Origin of the sequence: Burkholderia anthina (assembly GCF_902498995.1) — a bacterium.
In the GTDB taxonomy this organism is placed as follows: Bacteria; Pseudomonadota; Gammaproteobacteria; order Burkholderiales; family Burkholderiaceae; genus Burkholderia; species Burkholderia anthina.
In genome coordinates this window covers 1-17141 of sequence record NZ_CABVLY010000041.1, presented here as the reverse complement: position 1 = coordinate 17141, position 17141 = coordinate 1, and the positions used below count along the sequence as shown (strand labels likewise).

Annotated in this window: 10 protein-coding genes; all 10 read left to right on the top strand. The window is 65.8% G+C overall.

Annotated elements, in window-relative coordinates:
• Positions 1–26 precede the first annotated feature (26 nt).
• Positions 27–581 carry a type VI secretion system contractile sheath small subunit gene (gene tssB / locus BME24068_RS32990; RefSeq protein ID WP_098552089.1) on the top strand — a complete coding sequence of 185 codons (555 nt, stop codon included), beginning with the start codon at positions 27–29 and terminating at the stop codon, positions 579–581.
• Positions 574–2091, top strand: a complete 1518-nt coding sequence (gene tssC / locus BME24068_RS32985; protein ID WP_174928590.1) for a type VI secretion system contractile sheath large subunit — start codon at positions 574–576, stop codon at positions 2089–2091. The genes tssB and tssC overlap by 8 nt, the downstream gene beginning before the upstream one ends.
• 71 nt (positions 2092–2162) lie before the next feature.
• Positions 2163–2654 carry an Hcp family type VI secretion system effector gene (locus BME24068_RS32980; RefSeq protein WP_174928589.1) on the top strand — a complete coding sequence of 164 codons (492 nt, stop codon included), beginning with the start codon at positions 2163–2165 and terminating at the stop codon, positions 2652–2654.
• A 10-nt stretch (positions 2655–2664) separates the two neighbouring features.
• Positions 2665–3219 (top strand): type VI secretion system baseplate subunit TssE, encoded by a 555-nt coding sequence (tssE, locus tag BME24068_RS32975; RefSeq protein ID WP_174928588.1) that lies wholly within the window; start codon positions 2665–2667, stop codon positions 3217–3219.
• Positions 3220–3223: 4 nt separating this feature from the next.
• Positions 3224–5095: a type VI secretion system baseplate subunit TssF gene (tssF, locus tag BME24068_RS32970; RefSeq protein ID WP_174928587.1), complete on the top strand. Its 1872-nt coding sequence runs from the start codon at positions 3224–3226 to the stop codon at positions 5093–5095.
• Positions 5092–6225 (top strand): type VI secretion system baseplate subunit TssG, encoded by a 1134-nt coding sequence (gene tssG / locus BME24068_RS32965; protein WP_174928586.1) that lies wholly within the window; start codon positions 5092–5094, stop codon positions 6223–6225. The genes tssF and tssG overlap by 4 nt, the downstream gene beginning before the upstream one ends.
• A gap of 12 nt (positions 6226–6237) precedes the next feature.
• On the top strand, positions 6238–8910 hold the full coding sequence (gene tssH / locus BME24068_RS32960; RefSeq protein ID WP_174928585.1) for a type VI secretion system ATPase TssH: 2673 nt from the start codon (positions 6238–6240) through the stop codon (positions 8908–8910).
• Positions 8907–11111: a type VI secretion system Vgr family protein gene (locus tag BME24068_RS32955; RefSeq protein WP_174928584.1), complete on the top strand. Its 2205-nt coding sequence runs from the start codon at positions 8907–8909 to the stop codon at positions 11109–11111. Before tssH ends, BME24068_RS32955 begins: the two co-directional genes overlap by 4 nt.
• A 15-nt stretch (positions 11112–11126) precedes the next feature.
• The gene (locus BME24068_RS32950) at positions 11127–12392 is read left to right on the top strand and encodes a tetratricopeptide repeat protein (protein ID WP_174928583.1); all 1266 of its coding nucleotides are present in this window, start codon (positions 11127–11129) and stop codon (positions 12390–12392) included.
• A 12-nt stretch (positions 12393–12404) separates the two neighbouring features.
• Positions 12405–17003, top strand: a complete 4599-nt coding sequence (locus BME24068_RS32945) for an RHS repeat-associated core domain-containing protein (RefSeq protein WP_174928582.1) — start codon at positions 12405–12407, stop codon at positions 17001–17003.
• Positions 17004–17141: the final 138 nt, after the last annotated feature.

The following is a 17141-nucleotide window of genomic DNA, read 5'->3' as shown; positions in this document are numbered from 1 at the left end:
ATCTGATCGATGTGAAGGAGTGGACGATGACGGACAGAACCAGGGCGGCAGGCAGCGGACAGAAGTTCATCGCGCGCAATCGGGCGCCGCGCGTGCAGATCGAGTACGACGTCGAGACCTACGGCGCCGAGCGCAAGGTGCAGCTGCCGTTCGTGATGGGCGTCATCGCGGACCTGGCGGGCAAGCGCGCCGAACCGCTGCCGGACCTGCCGGAGCGCAAGTTCCTCGAGGTCGACATCGACAACTTCGACGAGCGGATGAAGTCGGTCGCGCCGCGCGTCGCGTTCCAGGTGCCGAACACGCTGACGGGCGAAGGGATGCTCAGCGTCGACCTGACGTTCGAGCAGATCGACGATTTCTCGCCGGCGGCGATCGCGCGCAACGTGGACGCGCTGCGCCGGCTGCTGGACGCGCGCACCGAGCTGTCGAACCTGCTGTCGTACATGGACGGCAAGCACGGCGCCGAGCAACTGATCGAACGCGCGATCAACGACCCCGACCTGCTGAAGACGCTGGTGCGCGAGCCGCGCCCCGACGCGCAGGGCGGCGACGCGACCCAACCGGAGGCCCGCGATGAATGATCCCGCCCAATCCCGTGCCGATGCCCGCGACGCCCGCAGCACTGCGGCGCCGGCCACCGCGCCCGGCGAATTCGCCGCGCTGCTGCAGAAGGCGTTCAAGCCGAAGACGGCCGAGGCGCGCGAGTCGGTCGAGCGCGCGGTGAGCACGCTCGCGCAGCAGGCGCTCGAACACACGGTCGGCATGACGACCGACGCATACGGCAGCGTGAAGCAGATCATCGCGGAAATCGACCGGAAGCTGTCCGAGCAGATCAACCAGATCCTGCATCACGACGAATTCCAGACGCTCGAAGGCGCGTGGCGCGGCCTGCATTACCTCGTCACGCACACCGAGACCGACGAACTGCTGAAGATCAAGGCGTTGCCGGCGTCGCGCAACGAGGTCGCGCGGATGCTCAAACGCTACAAGGGCGTCGCGTGGGACCAGAGCCCGCTGTTCCGCAAGATCTACGAGGAGGAGTACGGGCAGTTCGGCGGCGAGCCGTTCGGCTGCCTCGTCGGCGACTTCTACTTCAATCACAGCCCGCCGGACGTCGAGATGCTCGGCGAGCTGTCGAAGATCGCGGCGGCCGCGCATGCGCCGTTCATCGCGGGCGCGTCGCCGGACCTGATGCAGATGGATTCGTGGCAGGAGCTGTCGAATCCGCGCGATCTGACCAAGATCTTCCAGAACACCGAATACGCGGCCTGGCGCAGCCTGCGGCAGTCGGAGGATTCGCGCTACGTCGGCCTCGCGATGCCGCGCTTTCTCGCGCGGCTACCGTATGGCGCACGCACCAATCCGGTCGACGAATTCGACTTCGAGGAGGACACCGACGCCGCGAACCACGACCGCTACACGTGGGCGAATTCCGCCTACGCGATGGCCGCGAACATCAATCGCTCGTTCAAGCTGTACGGCTGGTGTTCGTCGATTCGCGGCGTCGAATCGGGCGGGGCGGTCGAAGGGCTGCCGAGTCACACGTTCCCGACCGACGACGGCGGCGTCGACCAGAAATGCCCGACCGAGATCGCGATCAGCGACCGCCGCGAGGCCGAGCTCGCGAAGAACGGCTTCATGCCGTTCGTGCATCGGAAGAACTCGGATTTCGCGGCATTCATCGGCGCGCAGTCGCTGTACCAGCCGGCCGAGTATCACGACCCCGACGCGACCGCGAACGCGCGGCTGTCCGGCCGCCTGCCTTACCTGTTCGCGTGCTGCCGGTTCGCGCACTACCTGAAATGCATCGTGCGCGACAAGATCGGCTCGTTCCGCGAGCGCGACGACATGGAGCGCTGGCTGAACGACTGGATCATGAACTACGTCGATGGCGACCCCGTGAATTCGTCGCAGGAAACCAAGGCGCGCAAGCCGCTCGCGGCGGCACAGGTGGTCGTCGACGAGGTCGAGGACAACCCCGGCTACTACACGTCGAAATTTTTCCTGAGACCGCACTACCAACTCGAAGGGCTCACCGTGTCGCTGCGACTCATCTCGCGGCTGCCGTCCGCGAAGGCGGCGAACGAGTGAACGGCCATCGGCATTCGGGACCGCATTCAACCCGGCATTCAACCTGATTTCGCACCGAAACGGAGACGGCAATGGGCGTGGCAATGTTTATGAAGGTGGACGGCGTGACCGGCGAATCGGCGGACGCGCAGCACAAGGGCTGGACCGACATCGAATCGTTCACGTGGGGCGCGAGCCAGCCGGGCGCGATGGCGAGCGGCAGCGGCGGCAACGCGGGCAAGGCGAGCTTCAACGATCTCGTCGTGGCCGCGTACATGGACAAGGGTGCGCCCGCGATCGTCAAGAACTGCGCGAGCGGCAAGCACTTGCCGAAGATCGAGATCTCCGCGTGCAAGACGGGCGGCACGCAGGTCGAGTTCATGCGCGTGACGCTGCAGGAAGTGCTCGTCACGTCCGCGCAGGTCGCGGGCATCGATCCCGGCGACGCGGCCGACCGGCTGATGATGCACTACGGCTTCCAGGCCGCGAAGGTGAAGAAGCAGTACTGGCAGCAGAACGACAACGGCGGCAAGGGCGCCGAGGTGTCGGTCGGCTGGAACATCAAGGAAAACACCGAGATGTGACGGTGCGACGATGACGACGGACGACCCGCATACCCGCGACGGCCGGCACGGCGGCATGCGCGACCGGCTGCAGCCCGCGCTGCTCGACCGGCTGACCGACGACGCGCCGCAGCGCGCGACCGATCTGCCCGGCACGCAGTGGATCGACGCCGAGCGCCTGCGCGCGGCCGTGCTGCGCGATCTCGCGTGGCTGCTCAATACCCGCAACGCCGAGGACGGTTTCGTCGACTGGGCCGCGTTCGCGCACGCCCAGGCGTCGGTGGTCAATTACGGGATGCGGCCGCTCGTCGGCAAGCCGATGTCGGGCGTCGAACGCATGGCGGTCGAGGCGTCGATCCGCGATGCGATCGTCCGCTTCGAGCCGCGCATCGCGCCCGACAGCGTCGAGGTGCACAGCATCGCCGATGCATCGGGCGCGCGCGCCGGCGAGCGGCGTCACAACGTGCTGCTGTTCGAGATTCGCGGCACGCTGTGGTCGATCCCGCATCCGGTCGAATTCGTGCTGCGCTCCGACCTCGACCTCGAGACGGGCGCGATGTCGCTGCAGTCGGCAACGGGAAGCTGACACGATGGATACACGCCTGCTCGACTACTACAACCGCGAACTCGCGTACCTGCGCGAACTCGGCGACGAATTCGCGCAGCAGTTCCCGAAGGTCGCCGCGCGGCTGCGGCTGCACGAATCGGGGCCGCCCGATCCGTACGTCGAACGCTTGCTCGAAGGCTTCAGCTTCCTCACCGCGCGCGTGCAGTTGAAGATGGACGCCGAGTTTCCGCGCTTCACGCAGGCATTGCTCGATGCGGTGTATCCCGGCTATCTCGCGCCGCTGCCGTCGATGGCGATCGTGCAGTTCGCGCCGATGCTCAACGAAGGCAGCCTCGCGCAAGGCTGGCGGCTGCCGGCCGGCACCGCGCTGCGCGCCCGCGCGGCCGCGTCCGAGCAGACCGCTTGCGAATTCCGTACCGCGCACGACCTGACGCTGTGGCCGCTCGAACTGACCGGCGCGACCGTGACCGGCGCGCCGTCGTGGCTGCCGCGCGGCGCCGTGCCGGCACGCCAGGACGTGCGCGGCGCGCTGCGCATCCGGCTCAAGGCCCGCGGCGGCGCCAGGCTCTCGCAATTGCCGCTCGATCGGCTGACCTTTCATCTCGCGGGCCCCGAGCGCGACGCGCTGCATCTGCTGGAACTGATCGCCGCGCATGCGCTCGGCGTCGTCTGCCACGACCCGGGGCAGCCGCCGCGCTGGCTGCACACGCTCGATGCCGACGCGATCGTCCACGAGGGTTTCGATCCGGCGCAGGCCATCCTGCCTGACGACGGGCGCAGCTTTCACGGCTACCGGTTGCTGCGCGAGTATTTCGCGTTTCCGGCGCGCTTCCTGTTCTTCAGCATCGGCGGGCTGCGTGCCGCACTCGCGCGCGCCACCGGCGACGAATGCGAGCTGACCGTGCTGCTCGACCGCCACGACGCGGCGCTCGAGGCGGCCGTCGATGCGCGGCATCTGGCGCTGAACTGCACGCCGGCCGTGAACCTGTTCGCGCGTCGCGGCGACCGCATCCGGGTGCAGCCGGGCGCGCGCGAGCATCACGTCGTCGTCGACCGCAGCCGGCCGCTCGATCACGAGGTCTATGCGGTGCAGCGGCTCGCGAGCGAACAGCGCGACGACGGCCAGTCGCGCGAATTCCGGCCGTTTCATGCGTCGTTCGCGAGCGACGACGGCAACTACGGCGCGTACTACACGATGCGCCGCGAGCCTCGGCTGGTGTCCGCACAGGCGCGCGCGAACGGCACGCGCACCGGTTACGTCGGCAGCGAAACCTACGTGTCGCTCGTCGACAGCCAGTGCGCGCCGTACGACGAAACGATGCGCTACCTGGCCGTCGACACGCTGTGCACGAACCGCGACCTCGCGTTGCTGCTGCCGCCGGGCGACGCGAACGCGTTCACGCTGCGCATCTCCGCGCCCGTCGAGCGAGTCGTCGCGATTCGCGGCCCGTCGCGACCGCGCCCGCCCGTCGCCGATGCGCAGACGGCCTGGCGGCTCATTCGCCATCTCGGGCTCGCGCGGCAGACGCTGACCGATCTCGACGACGACGAGGGCGCGCATGCGCTGCGCGAACTGCTCGGCCTGCACGCCGATCCGGCCGACGCCGCGATGCGCCGGCAGATCGACGGTGTGCGACGCGTCGCGTTTTCGCCCGTGTTCCGGCGGCTGCCGGCGCTCGGGCCGCTGATGTTCGGGCGCGGCGTGCAGGTCGACGTGACCGTCGACGATCATGCGTTTTCCGGCGACAGTCCGTTCCTGCTCGGCGCGGTGCTCGAACAGTTCTTCGCGCGTCACGTGTCGATCAACGCGTTCGCCGAATGCGTGCTGACCAGCGCACAGCGCGGCACGCTCGCGCACTGGCCGGCGCGGATCGGCCGGCGGCCGGCGATATGAAACACGGCACGCCGCCCGGCGCGCAGCCGGTTACCGACACCGCACGCCGCGATGCGTGGTGGGCACGGCTGCGTGCCGCCCCGCATGGCTACGACTTGTTCGCGGCATTGCGCTGGCTCGACGCGCTGTCGCCTGGCCGCGTGCCGCTCGGTCATGCCGCGCGGCCGCGCGACGAGCCGGTGCGGCTCGGTCAGCAGCCGTCGCTCGCGTTCGCGGCATCGATGCTGGCCGGCGTATCCGACGACGGCGACGGCGGCGGTGGCGTCGTGCGGCCGCGCATCGCGATCCACGGGTTCGGGTTGTTCGGGCCGAACGGGCCGCTGCCGACCCACCTGACCGAATACGCGCACGAGCGCGCGGCCCAGCACGACGATCCGACCTTCGCCGCCTTCGCGGACCTGTTCCATCACCGGCTGATCCTGCTGTTCTACCGGGCGTGGGCCGACGCGCAGCCGGCGGTGAGCCTCGATCGGCCGGGACGCGCACGGTTCGACGCGTATGTCGCGAGCCTGATCGGGCGCGCGGCGCACGGCGACGAGCCGGCCGCGCCCGCCGCTGCCCGGCGCACGGCAGCCGACGCGCTCGCACCGCACGCGCTGTATTTCCATGCGAGCCATCTCGTGCGGCACACGCGCAACCCGGAAGGGCTCGTGCAGATCCTGCGCCAGCATTTCGGCGTCGACGCGCGCATCGTCGAGCACGTGCCGCGCTGGGTCGCGATCGAGCGGTCGCAGCGCTGCACGATCCGTGCGACGCGGCCGACCATGCGCGTCGGCGGCGTCGCGCTCGGCATCGCGGTGCGCGACGCGCAGTCGCATTTCCGGATCGTGCTCGGGCCGCTGTCGCTCGACGCGTACCGGCGCTTCCTGCCCGGCGGCCCGCACGCGCGTCAGCTCGCGCACTGGGTGCGCGAATACGTCGGCATCGAGTTCGACTGGGACGTGCAGCTCGAACTCGCGGCCGACGCGGTGCCGGCGATCGCGCTCGGCGCGGCGCAGGGCCTCGGCCGTACCGCGTGGCTCGGGCAGCGGCTGGATGCGGGGCCCGCGCGCGATCTCGTCGTCCGTTACGACGCACGCCGTCGCGACCTGCCGCGTACCGGCGCCGCCTTTCATCGCGAAACCGCCTAAACGGGAACCGTCATGTCCGATATCGGCCGCGTCAACCTGTTCGGAAAGCTCGATCCGCTTCTCTACGAGACGCTCGAGCAGGCCACCGGATTCTGCCGGCTGCGCGGCAATCCGTACGTGGAGCTCGCGCACTGGTTCAAGCAGCTCCTGCAGCGGCCCGACGGCGACCTGCAGCGCGTATTGCGCAGGTTCGGGATCGACGAGGCCGCCATCGACCGCGGGCTGGTGGCCGCGCTCGAGCGGCTGCCGCGCGGCGCGGGATCGGTGTCGGACCTGTCCGTGCACATCGACGACGCGGTCGAGCGCGCGTGGGTCTATGCCACGTTGAAATACGACGCGACGCGGATTCGCGGTGCGGTCCTGCTGCTCGCGATCCTGAAGACGCCGCAGTTGCGCAACGTGTTGTATGCGATCGCGCGCGAGTTCGAACGCGTCGTGCCCGACTTGCTCGCCGACGAACTCGAATCGATCGTCGACGGCTCGCCGGAGGCGCCACCGGCCGCACATCCCGACGCGGGCTCGGGCGCGGGCGGCGCCGCTGCCGCAACGTGCGGCGTGCCGCCCGCGGAAGGTTCGGCCCTTGCGCGCTTCGCCGTCGACCTGACCGCGCGCGCGCGGGCCGGCGAGATCGACCCCGTCGTCGGGCGCGACGCCGAGATCCGCCAGATCGTCGACATCCTGCTGCGGCGCCGGCAGAACAACCCGCTGCTGGTCGGCGAGGCCGGCGTCGGCAAGACGGCCGTCGCGGAAGGCTTCGCGCTGCGGATCGCGGCCGGCGACGTGCCGCCGTCGCTGCGCGACGTTGCGCTGTATCTGCTCGATATCGGGCTGCTCCAGGCCGGCGCGAGCGTGAAGGGTGAATTCGAGAGCCGGCTGCGCGGCGTGATCGACGAAGCGATGTCGTCCGAGCAACCGGCGATCCTGTTCATCGACGAAGTCCATACGCTCGTCGGCGCAGGCGGGGCGGCCGGCACCGGCGACGCCGCGAACCTGCTGAAACCCGCGCTCGCGCGCGGCCTGCTGCGCACGATCGGCGCGACGACGTGGTCCGAGTACAAGCAGTACATCGAGAAGGACCCGGCGCTGACGCGGCGCTTCCAGCTCGTGCACGTGCTCGAACCCGAAGAGGCGGCTGCGGTGACGATGCTGCGCGGCCTCGCCGCGAAACTCGAAGCGCACCATCGCGTGCTCGTGCTCGACGACGCGCTGCAGGCCGCCGTGACGCTGTCGCACCGATATATTCCCGCGCGGCAGTTGCCGGACAAGGCGATCAGCCTGCTCGATACGGCTTGCGCGCGCGTCGCCGTCAGCCAGCACGCGGTGCCCGCGCCGATCGAGGACGCGCGGCGGCGCATCGACGGCCTGCGCGTCGAGCGCGAACGGGTCGGGCGCGAATGCACGCTCGGCAGCGGCGACATCGCGCGGCGCGACGCGATCGATACCGGGCTTGCCGCCGTGCAGACGGAACTCGATCGGCTCGACATGCGCTGGCAGGGCGAGCGCGATGCGTTGACGGCGATCGTCGAATCTCGCGCGGCACTGCTCGACGACGATCCGTCGCACGAGCTTTCCGCCGCCGCACGCGCCGATGTTCAATCGCGCCTGGCCGCCGCGCAGCGGGCGCTGGCCGAGATGCAGGGCGACGCACCGCTCGTGCTGCCCGCCGTCGACACGCATGCCGTTGCCGCCGTCGTCGCCGACTGGACCGGCATCCCGCTCGGCCGGATGGTGCGCGACGAAACGCAGGCCGTGCTGAAGCTCGCCGAAACGCTCGGCGAACGCGTCGTCGGCCAGTGGCATGCGGTCGAACTGATCGCCGAACGGATCCAGACCGCGCGCGCGAAGCTCGACGACCCGACCAAGCCGCACGGCGTGTTCCTGCTGTGCGGGCCGTCCGGTGTCGGCAAGACCGAGACCGCGCTTGCGCTGGCCGACACGCTGTACGGCGGCGAGCGCAACGCGATCACGATCAACATGAGCGAGTTCCAGGAGGCGCACACGGTATCGACGCTGAAGGGCGCGCCGCCCGGCTACGTCGGCTACGGACAGGGCGGGGTGCTCACCGAGGCCGTGCGCCGGCGGCCGTACAGCGTCGTGCTGCTCGACGAGATCGAGAAGGCGCATCGCGACGTGCACGAGATTTTCTTCCAGGTGTTCGACAAGGGCTGGATGGAGGATGGCGAGGGGCGCGACATCGATTTCCGGCATACCGTGATCCTGCTGACCTCGAACGTTGGCGCCGATCGCGTGATGCAGCTGTGCCGCGCCCCGGATCGCCTGCCCGACATGCAAACGCTCGCCGATGCGCTGCGCGCACCGCTGCTCGACGTGTTCCCGGCCGCGCTGCTCGGCCGGCTGACCGTCGTGCCTTACTACCCGCTGACCGATGCGACGCTCGCGCGCATCGTCGAGCTCCAGTTGCGACGCTTCGAGAAGCGGATCGACCTGCATCACGGGATCCGGCTGCAGTGCTCCGACGCGGCGACCGCGCTGATCGTCGAGCGCTGCCGAACCATCGAATCCGGCGGCCGGATGGTCGACGCGATCCTCACGCATACCGTGATGCCGCGGATCGGCCGCGCGATCCTCGAGGCCACGCTCGAAGGGCGTGCGCTGACGTCGATCGAAGTGAATGCGGTTGGCGGCGAATTCGCGTACCGGTTCGACGAGGAGGGAACAACGTGAATCGCGTATTCACACTCGACAGCCCGCACGGCGACGACCTGAAATTCCATACGCTCGACGGCAGCGACGAACTGGGCCGCCTGTTCGAATTCCGGATCGAGGCGCTGGCGGACAACCACAGCCTGTCGCTGAAGGACATGCTCGGCAAGCCCGTGACCGTGCGGATCGAGCAGCAGGATCTGTCGACGCGCTACCTGAACGGGATCGTCGCGCGCGCGACGCTGGCCGGCCGGCGCGCCGAACGGCACTACGGCTACGAGCTGATCGTGCGGCCGTGGCTGTGGCTCGCGACGCGTCGCTCCGACTGCCGGATCTTCCAGAACCGCACCGTGCCCGACATCGTGCAGGAGGTGCTGGCGCCGTATGGCTTTCCGATCGAGAACAAGCTGACCGAATCCTATGTGCCGCGCCAGTACTGCGTGCAGTACAACGAAACCGATACGGCGTTCGTGTCGCGGCTGATGGAATTCGAGGGCATCTATTTCTATTTCCGGCACGCGGCCGACAGTCACACGCTCGTGCTGTGCGATGCGATGTCGTCGCACGTCGCGTTGCCCGGCTACGAAACGATCCCGTACATCGCGCAGGATCGCACGGCAATCGCCGACGAGGAGCGCATCGACGCGTGGCTGCCCGCACAGGAGGTGAGCGTCGGCAAGCATCAGACCACCGACTACGACTACACGAAGCCGCGGGCCGATCTGTCGACGCAGAAGGTCGATCCGCGCGGCCACGATCACGACAGCTTCGCGTCGTTCGAATGGCCCGGCGGGTATCGCGACGATGCGCCGGGTGCGCATTACAGCCGTGTGCGGCTCGAGGAACAGCAGGCCGAGCATGAGCGCGCGAGTGCCGAAACGGACGTGCGGGGGGCAGCGCCTGGATATCTTTTCACGCTCGAGCATTGTCCGCGCGCTGACCAGAATCGCGAGTATCTGATCGTGCGGTGCCAGTACCGGTTTCAGGAGAACGCGTATGCGAGCGATCAGGGCGCCGAGGCCGTCGTGCATCAGACGATGATGCTCGTGCAGCCGTCGAGCCTGCCTTACCGGTCGCCGCGAGAGACGCCGAGGCCGCGCACCAATGGGCCGCAGACGGCTACCGTGGTCGGGCCGCCGGGGGAAGAAATCTGGACCGACCAGTATGGGCGCGTGAAGCTGCAGTTTCGCTGGGACCGGTATGGGCAGAGCAACCAGGATTCGTCGTGCTGGGTGCGGGTGTCGAGCCCTTGGGCCGGCGGCGGGTTCGGTGGCGTGCAGATTCCACGCGTGGGCGATGAAGTTGTGGTCGATTTCCTCAATGGCGATCCCGACGAGCCGATCGTGACGGGGCGCGTTTTCAACGGCGAGAAGATGCCGCCGTGGGGGCTGCCGGGCAGTGCGACGCAGAGCGGGCTGTTGTCGCGATCGTCGCCGGGCGGAACGACCGAGCACGCGAACGCGTTCCGGTTCGAGGACAAGAAGGGCGCCGAGCAGCTGTGGATGCATGCGGAAAGAAACTTCGATGCGGAGACGGAGGCCGATCACACGCTTTCTGTCGGGAACAATCACACGCATACGGTCGGGAACGACGAGACGATGCAGGTGAAGAACAACCGGCAACGCAGCGTCGGGCAGAACGAGACGGTGAATATCGGCAAGAGCCGGGTCGCGCAGATCGGGGTGGACGAGACGCATGCGGTTGGCGGGAACCGGACACGAACGGTCGGGAAGAAGGAGACCGTGACGATTGCGTCGGATCGTGAGGCGACGATCGGCGGCAGCCACACGGAGTCGGTCACGCATGCCAAGACCGAAACGATCGGCGAAGGCAAGACGCTGAACGTCGGACAGATGTATCAGACGACGTCGAAGGACATGAAGACGCTGGTGGCCTCGGCGCACACCGAAGAGATCGGCACGCGAACGTCGACGATCACGAATGCCCATACGCACACGGTCGGCGGAGAACACACCGTCAATGTCGGCGCGAACCATACGACGAACGTGCAGCATCAGGTGCTCGTCAACGCGGGCGACCAGCTTTCGCTCGTCTGCGGGATGTCCAGCATCGTGATGAAGAGCGACGGCACGATTGCGATCCAGGGCGTCAACGTCGCATCGATCGGCTCCGAGAGTCACAGCGTGCGCGGGACGAAGGTGACGTCATCGGCCACCGGCGAACACACCGTCGAAGGCACGATCCTGAAACTCAATCCGTGACGGAGGGCCGTACGAATGCAGCACTGGCAGCCGACCAATCCGGTGGAGCGCAGGTTCATGGATGCGCATTCGGACTGGATGAGTTTCGCGAAGAACAAGACCGCACGGTTGATGGTCTGGCATACCGATGAAGCGGACGCGCCGCTCGTGCGGTTGTACTTTCAGGCACAGGACGATACGTCGTGTGCGGTGAGAACGATGCGTGCGGCGTTCGCAAACCAGGCCGGCTATGCACAGGCGCTGACCGTCGAACTGATTGCCTTTTACGATAGCCGCCGTGACGCATCTAGCACGCACGGGATACGCACCGACTGGCAGCCGCCGTTCTTCGAGGGTGGCGATCCGGTGCGATATATGCTGACGGTAGCAGCCAGTCTGATCGAGCATCACCCGGACGTGTTCCCCGCGCTGGTTTTCGTGCTCGAGCCCGCCCGCGTCGATGATGAAACCGCGTGGGTACGGTGGATCGATCGCCTGATGTCGACCCTCGTCGCGTCGCCGCGACTCGGCGAGCGTTTGCGCTTCGTCGTGCCCCGGACGAACATCGATCCGTTCGCACAATTGATTCAGCATCATCCGACTCTCGTCTGCATCGTGCATGGTCGATATTCGATGGCCAGCGTGCCGCGCGAACTGCTGGCCGAGTCGGGTGAGCGTGGCGCAAGCGGCGAATTCCGACGGCTTTTTGTCACGTTGAGCGAGACGATCGAAAACGGCAGTCCCGCCCGCCTCGAGGAACTCCGCACTGCGGCGCTGAAGGTGGCCGAAGGCGAGAAGTGGTTCGACCAATGCGTCGTCGTGCACTTGATCGCAGGTGCGGCCTATTTGAAATGGCGTGATCGCGAGCATGCGATCGATGCGTACCGGCGTGCCGCCGGCAGCGGCATGCGCGCGGTCGAGGCAAGCCATCCAGCCGGACACAAGCTCGTCGCGAACGCCCTGTTTGGCGAGGCGAGCGTATATCTGACGCACAAGGATCATGCTCGAGCCGCCTATTGCTACGAGCAGGCAGCGGCTTCGACGACAGCCGCGCACGATGCACTGATGACCGTCGAGGCGTGGCGCATGAGCGCCGTGTGCTGGGAGCGGGCAGGGGAGCGGGAGCACGCGCTGGAAGCCGGCTTCAACGCGCTCGACGCCGGATTGATGCTCGATGACGTGACGCGCGTCAACAGCAACCTGCAGCTCGTCGTCGAATGGATGGTGTCGCAAGTCGGCGCGTTCGACCGGCGCCGGGCCGCACTCAGCGAGAAAGTCGCCGCGTTGCGCGGCGGCCGGTGAGCGGAGACGCCCATGGGATTGCCCGCGGTCAAACATCTGGATCCGGTCGTCGGCGTCGACTTGCATTCGGTATTGGTCGCACCCAGCCCGACACCCGTGTTTCTGCCGCATCCCCATGTCGGGTTCATGCTGGACTTGCGCGAGTACGTGAACGCCGCGCTGGGCGTCATCGGCGCAATCGCCTTCACGATCATCGAGGAAAAGGCGGTCGAGTATCTCCAGGATCATCCGGACGACGCGAAGAAACTCGACGACGCGGTCAACTCGGTCTCCAACGAAGCCAAAAAGCTGGCAAGCGATCCGACCGTCGCGCAGGCGCTGAAGGGTGCGGCAGTGGCCGCCGACATCGCGAATGCGGCAGGCGCCGGCGTCGGGATGGGCAGCATCGCAGGCAGGCCGATCTTCGTGAACGGAATGCTGCGCGCGACGGCCGGCACACACGCATTTCACGTGCCGTCGCTGCATTTTCCGCTGGGCGAATCGTTCGCGCCGCCCGACCCGGATCCGTCGAACGACGCGGAAGCGTACATGGGCAGCAAGACCGTGCTCGCGAACAACGATCCGATGGCCTTCCTGGCGCTGCCGGCGATGAGTTGCTGGGCGGTCGGGCTGGAGCCGCCGACGCACAACGGCGCACATACGAAGCGCGAGCATCTGTCGCTGCCGACGTCGTTCATGCTGCCGGTTCCGACCGGACGCCCCGTGCTGGTGGGCGGGCCACCGATCGTCAACATGGCTGCGCTGGCGAAGGGGTTGTTCAAGGCGTTTCGCGGATCGAAGTGGGCGAAGACGCTGGCGGACAAGCTGCATCTGAAGCCGGGGTTTCTCAAGTGCAAGGTGCTGGATGCAGAGCCTGTTGATTCGATTACCGGCGAGGTGATCGTCCAACAGCACGACTTCACGATCGCGGGACGGTTACCGCTTGTCTGGAACCGCTACTACGCCAGTCACGATATGCGGCAAGGGGTCATTGGCGTCGGCTGGCAAACACCCGCCGATATTCGACTCGAACTGATGCATCACATCGATGCGACCGGCGTTGCCGCATGCTTTCCGGATCGTGCGACGGCGTTCGATGCGCTGCCGGATGCCGCCGGTTGGCCTGCGCGCGTCTATGATTGGCAGTACGGATACGCGCTATATCAGCGAGACAGGTGGCTCGTCGTGAGAACGCGCGCAGGAATCGAATACGAGTTCGCATTGCCCGCGAACTGGCAGCGCACGATGGCGATGTCCGCGGGAGATGCCGTGTTGACGCTGCCCCTCGACAAGATGGCCGACCTCGACGGCAACGGCTGGGGGTTCGAACGTGGACCGGACGGCGCGCTCACGCGCTTGCTCGAGTGGATGCGTAACGGACCAAGCGGACGAGCGATCCGGTGTGAAGCGGCCATGGCAAGCAGGGGCCGGACGCACGCGAATTGGCTCACCGCGCTGATATTGATCGACGCCAACGGTAGCGCCCATCAGCTGGTCGGTTACGAACACGATCGCAACGGCAATATGGTCGCCGCGCTCGATGCCTTGGGCCAGCCGCATCGATTCGCTTACGCGGAAGGGCATCGGATGGTGCGCCACACGAGTGCCTCAGGCGTCTCGTTCTACTACGGTCATCGGCATCACGACGACGGAGTATGGCGTGTCGATCATGCGTGGGGCGACAAAGGGCTTTTCGATTACCGTTTCGACTACGATATCGCGCATCATGAGACGCGAATCACCGACTCCAGGGGACACGTAACCATCCTGCAGGCGAACGAGCGCGGCTTGCCCGTCGCGAGAATCGATTCTCTCGGAGGCGTAACGAGCTACGGGTACGATGGGCAACGGCGCACCAGCAAAAGCGTCGATCCCGCCGCACGCGCCACCACATGGGAGTACGACACATGCGGCAATCTGCTGACGAGTGCGCGGGCTGACGGGAGCATCGTGCGCGCGGCCTACGACAGGAATCAAAGGCCCGTGTCCATGACGCATTCGGGTGGACGGCAATGGCGGTACACATGGGATGAGTGCGGCAAGCTGATCGCCCAGACTTCACCTGCGGGGGCAAGCTCGCGATACATCCATGATGCGCATGGGCAGTTGATATCGCATACGGATCCGCGTGGTGCGACGATGCACTTTTCCTACGACAACGACGGGAACCTGATCGAGGTCATCGATGCGCTTGGCCATCGCACGACGTATGCCTATGACGCACGAGCCAACCTCACGCGGAAAATCAACGCACTGAATCAGGTCAGCCGCTACGAATACGACCGTAACGGCAACCTGACGCGAGCGATCGAACCCGGGGAAAAGGAAATCCATTTCGGATATGACGCCGACGGCAACCTGACGCGCTATCGCGACCCCAACGGCCAGATTACGCAAATGGAATATTCCGCATTGGGCCAGATGTGCAAACGGCTTGCACCGGACGGGAGTCAAGTGGAGTATCGGTACGACACCGAGCAGCAGTTGATCGGGGTCGTCAATGAGCGCGGCGAACTGTATCAGCTCGTACGCGATCCTCTGGGACGCATTGTCGAAGAAACGGACTATTGGGGGCAAACGCGTCGTTATCGGTATGGCTCGGCGGGCGAGCTGCTTCACAGCATCGATCCGCTCGGGCAAACGATCGAATACGGCTACGATCTATCCGGGCGCCTCGTCCACAAGCGAATGGCCGACTCGACGCGCGATAACAGCGTACGCATCGACCATTTTTCTTACAATCAGCATGGCGATCTGGTGCTCGCGCAAAATCCTTTCAGTCGGGTCGAATTCGAGTACGACGCAGACGGCAGGGTGATCGTGGAAAGCCAATTTGACGTAGAGCAGGGCAGCACTTTCACGATTACCAGCGCATACGATATTTCAGGAAACCGAATCGATCGCGCAACTCGGCTTGTTGCCGGCAGCGAGATCATCGAGCATGCCGTTCGCTATACGTACGACATGCTGAATGCGATGACGTCAATCCAGATCGACGATGCCGCGCCGACCGTCATCGACCGGGATCCGCTCGGTCACGCTCGAACCGAGCACGTCGGGACCGGCTTGCAACGCGAACTGTCATATGAAGCCGACGGCCGCCTAGCCTCGCAGGCCCTGCTGATCTCGACCGGTAAGACCATGCTGTTCACAAGCGAATACTTGTACGATGCGAACGGCGAACTGGTCGAAAAACGCGACGCGCGCGGCTATGCCGAGCACTTTCACTACGACCGGCTGGGCCGCCTTACCGGACATCTCGATCCTGCCGGACATCTCGGCCGCTTGATGCACGATCCCGCCGGCGATCTGCTGAAAACGCGAGTTCGCGAACGCCGCACCGTAGACGAAATGAATCCGGCGCTGAGAGGGATCTGGGTGCGCGAGGGCACCTACGACGGACAGCACCACGAATACGACCGCGCAGGAAACCTGAGACGGCGGCACGACGCCAGGCAGGATTTGACACTGCGTTGGGATGCGACAGGACAACTGGAAGAGACGGTAGCCATACGACTCGACGTTCCGGGCGCTGCAGGCGGGCACGGCCGCATCCATACGCGCTACGAATACGATCCATTCGGGCGACGCGTGCGCAAGATTGTGGATACGGAATCGGCGGGCGGCGAACATTCGATATCGCCGTCTCGCATCAGCCGTTTTTTCTGGGATCGCAATACGCTCGTGGGCGAATATGACTATACGACGGCCGTCGGAAGCGGCCGCAACCGTCAAACCGACAACGCGTCAATACCGATATCCGTGCCGGGATGCGCCCGTGAATGGGTGTATTACCCTGGAACATTCCGGCCGCATGCGACGATACATACCGAACTGGCGGAAAAAAAGGCATCGGAATCGGCCACACGTTCGCCACCACGCCCCGGCGTACCGTATTTCTTCCAGAATGATCCGAACGGCGCGCCGGTGCGAATGCACGATTCCCAAGGCAACGTCGTTTGGGAGGCGTCTTATGGCCCGACAGGCGCCGCGACGGAAATCTCCGGGCTCCCGCAAGTCATGAAACAGCCCCTCAGGCTGCAGGGCCAATACTTCGACGATGAGTCGGGCCTGCATTACAACCGACATCGCTACTTTGATCCCGTAACCGGGAACTTCATCAGCCAGGATCCGATCGGCCTCAAAGGCGGGCGCAATCCGTACATGTACGCGCCCAATCCGTACTCGTGGATCGATCCGCACGGGACGGATTGCAAAAGCGAATTCAGAAAGTGGGCGCTGGACAAAATCTGGGCAGACGCCAACCATCCGTTGCGCTTTCTGCTGGGAAAAGACGCCGCCGGAAACACCATCAAAGCCTTCACGCGTCCACCTTCGCGCAAGCATGAAGATCTCGTCGACTGGGCGCACGGGCCGACCATCGAAGCCGGGCACGTCACGAGCAAGCATTCCGGAGAGCCTGAACTCCTTGGCTTGCAGGACGCGTGGGAAAATCAGATGGACAATTGGTTCGGCGAACGGCACGGAGTCATCGTAACTCGCCACGGCCTTGTCGAAATTGGCGAAATCCCGGTCCATACGAGGACGGCGGAGGAATGGGAGCAATACGGCTATTTGCCGTCGGGCACGGTAGCCAACGCACCCAAGAGCAATGGCTGGGCGCCGCCATGATTATCGCCATCCCTGTGGACTTCCTGATTTGATTTTACATAACGTGAATTATCAACCGAACCGTTGTAAGAGCAAAGTTGTAATGTCGTATCTGGGCAAAGTTGAAATGTCGTAGTTCGAGGGTTTCGGCGCATGCTG

Excerpts from the sequence above, each read along its gene's own strand:
- tssB (WP_098552089.1), top strand. The coding sequence starts at position 27 with ATGACGGACAGAACCAGGGCGGCAGGCAGCGGACAGAAGTTCATCGCG.
- tssC (WP_174928590.1), top strand. The coding sequence starts at position 574 with ATGAATGATCCCGCCCAATCCCGTGCCGATGCCCGCGACGCCCGCAGC.
- BME24068_RS32980 (WP_174928589.1), top strand. The coding sequence starts at position 2,163 with ATGGGCGTGGCAATGTTTATGAAGGTGGACGGCGTGACCGGCGAATCG.
- tssE (WP_174928588.1), top strand. The coding sequence starts at position 2,665 with ATGACGACGGACGACCCGCATACCCGCGACGGCCGGCACGGCGGCATG.
- tssF (WP_174928587.1), top strand. The coding sequence starts at position 3,224 with ATGGATACACGCCTGCTCGACTACTACAACCGCGAACTCGCGTACCTG.
- tssG (WP_174928586.1), top strand. The coding sequence starts at position 5,092 with ATGAAACACGGCACGCCGCCCGGCGCGCAGCCGGTTACCGACACCGCA.
- tssH (WP_174928585.1), top strand. The coding sequence starts at position 6,238 with ATGTCCGATATCGGCCGCGTCAACCTGTTCGGAAAGCTCGATCCGCTT.
- BME24068_RS32950 (WP_174928583.1), top strand. The coding sequence starts at position 11,127 with ATGCAGCACTGGCAGCCGACCAATCCGGTGGAGCGCAGGTTCATGGAT.
- BME24068_RS32945 (WP_174928582.1), top strand. The coding sequence starts at position 12,405 with ATGGGATTGCCCGCGGTCAAACATCTGGATCCGGTCGTCGGCGTCGAC.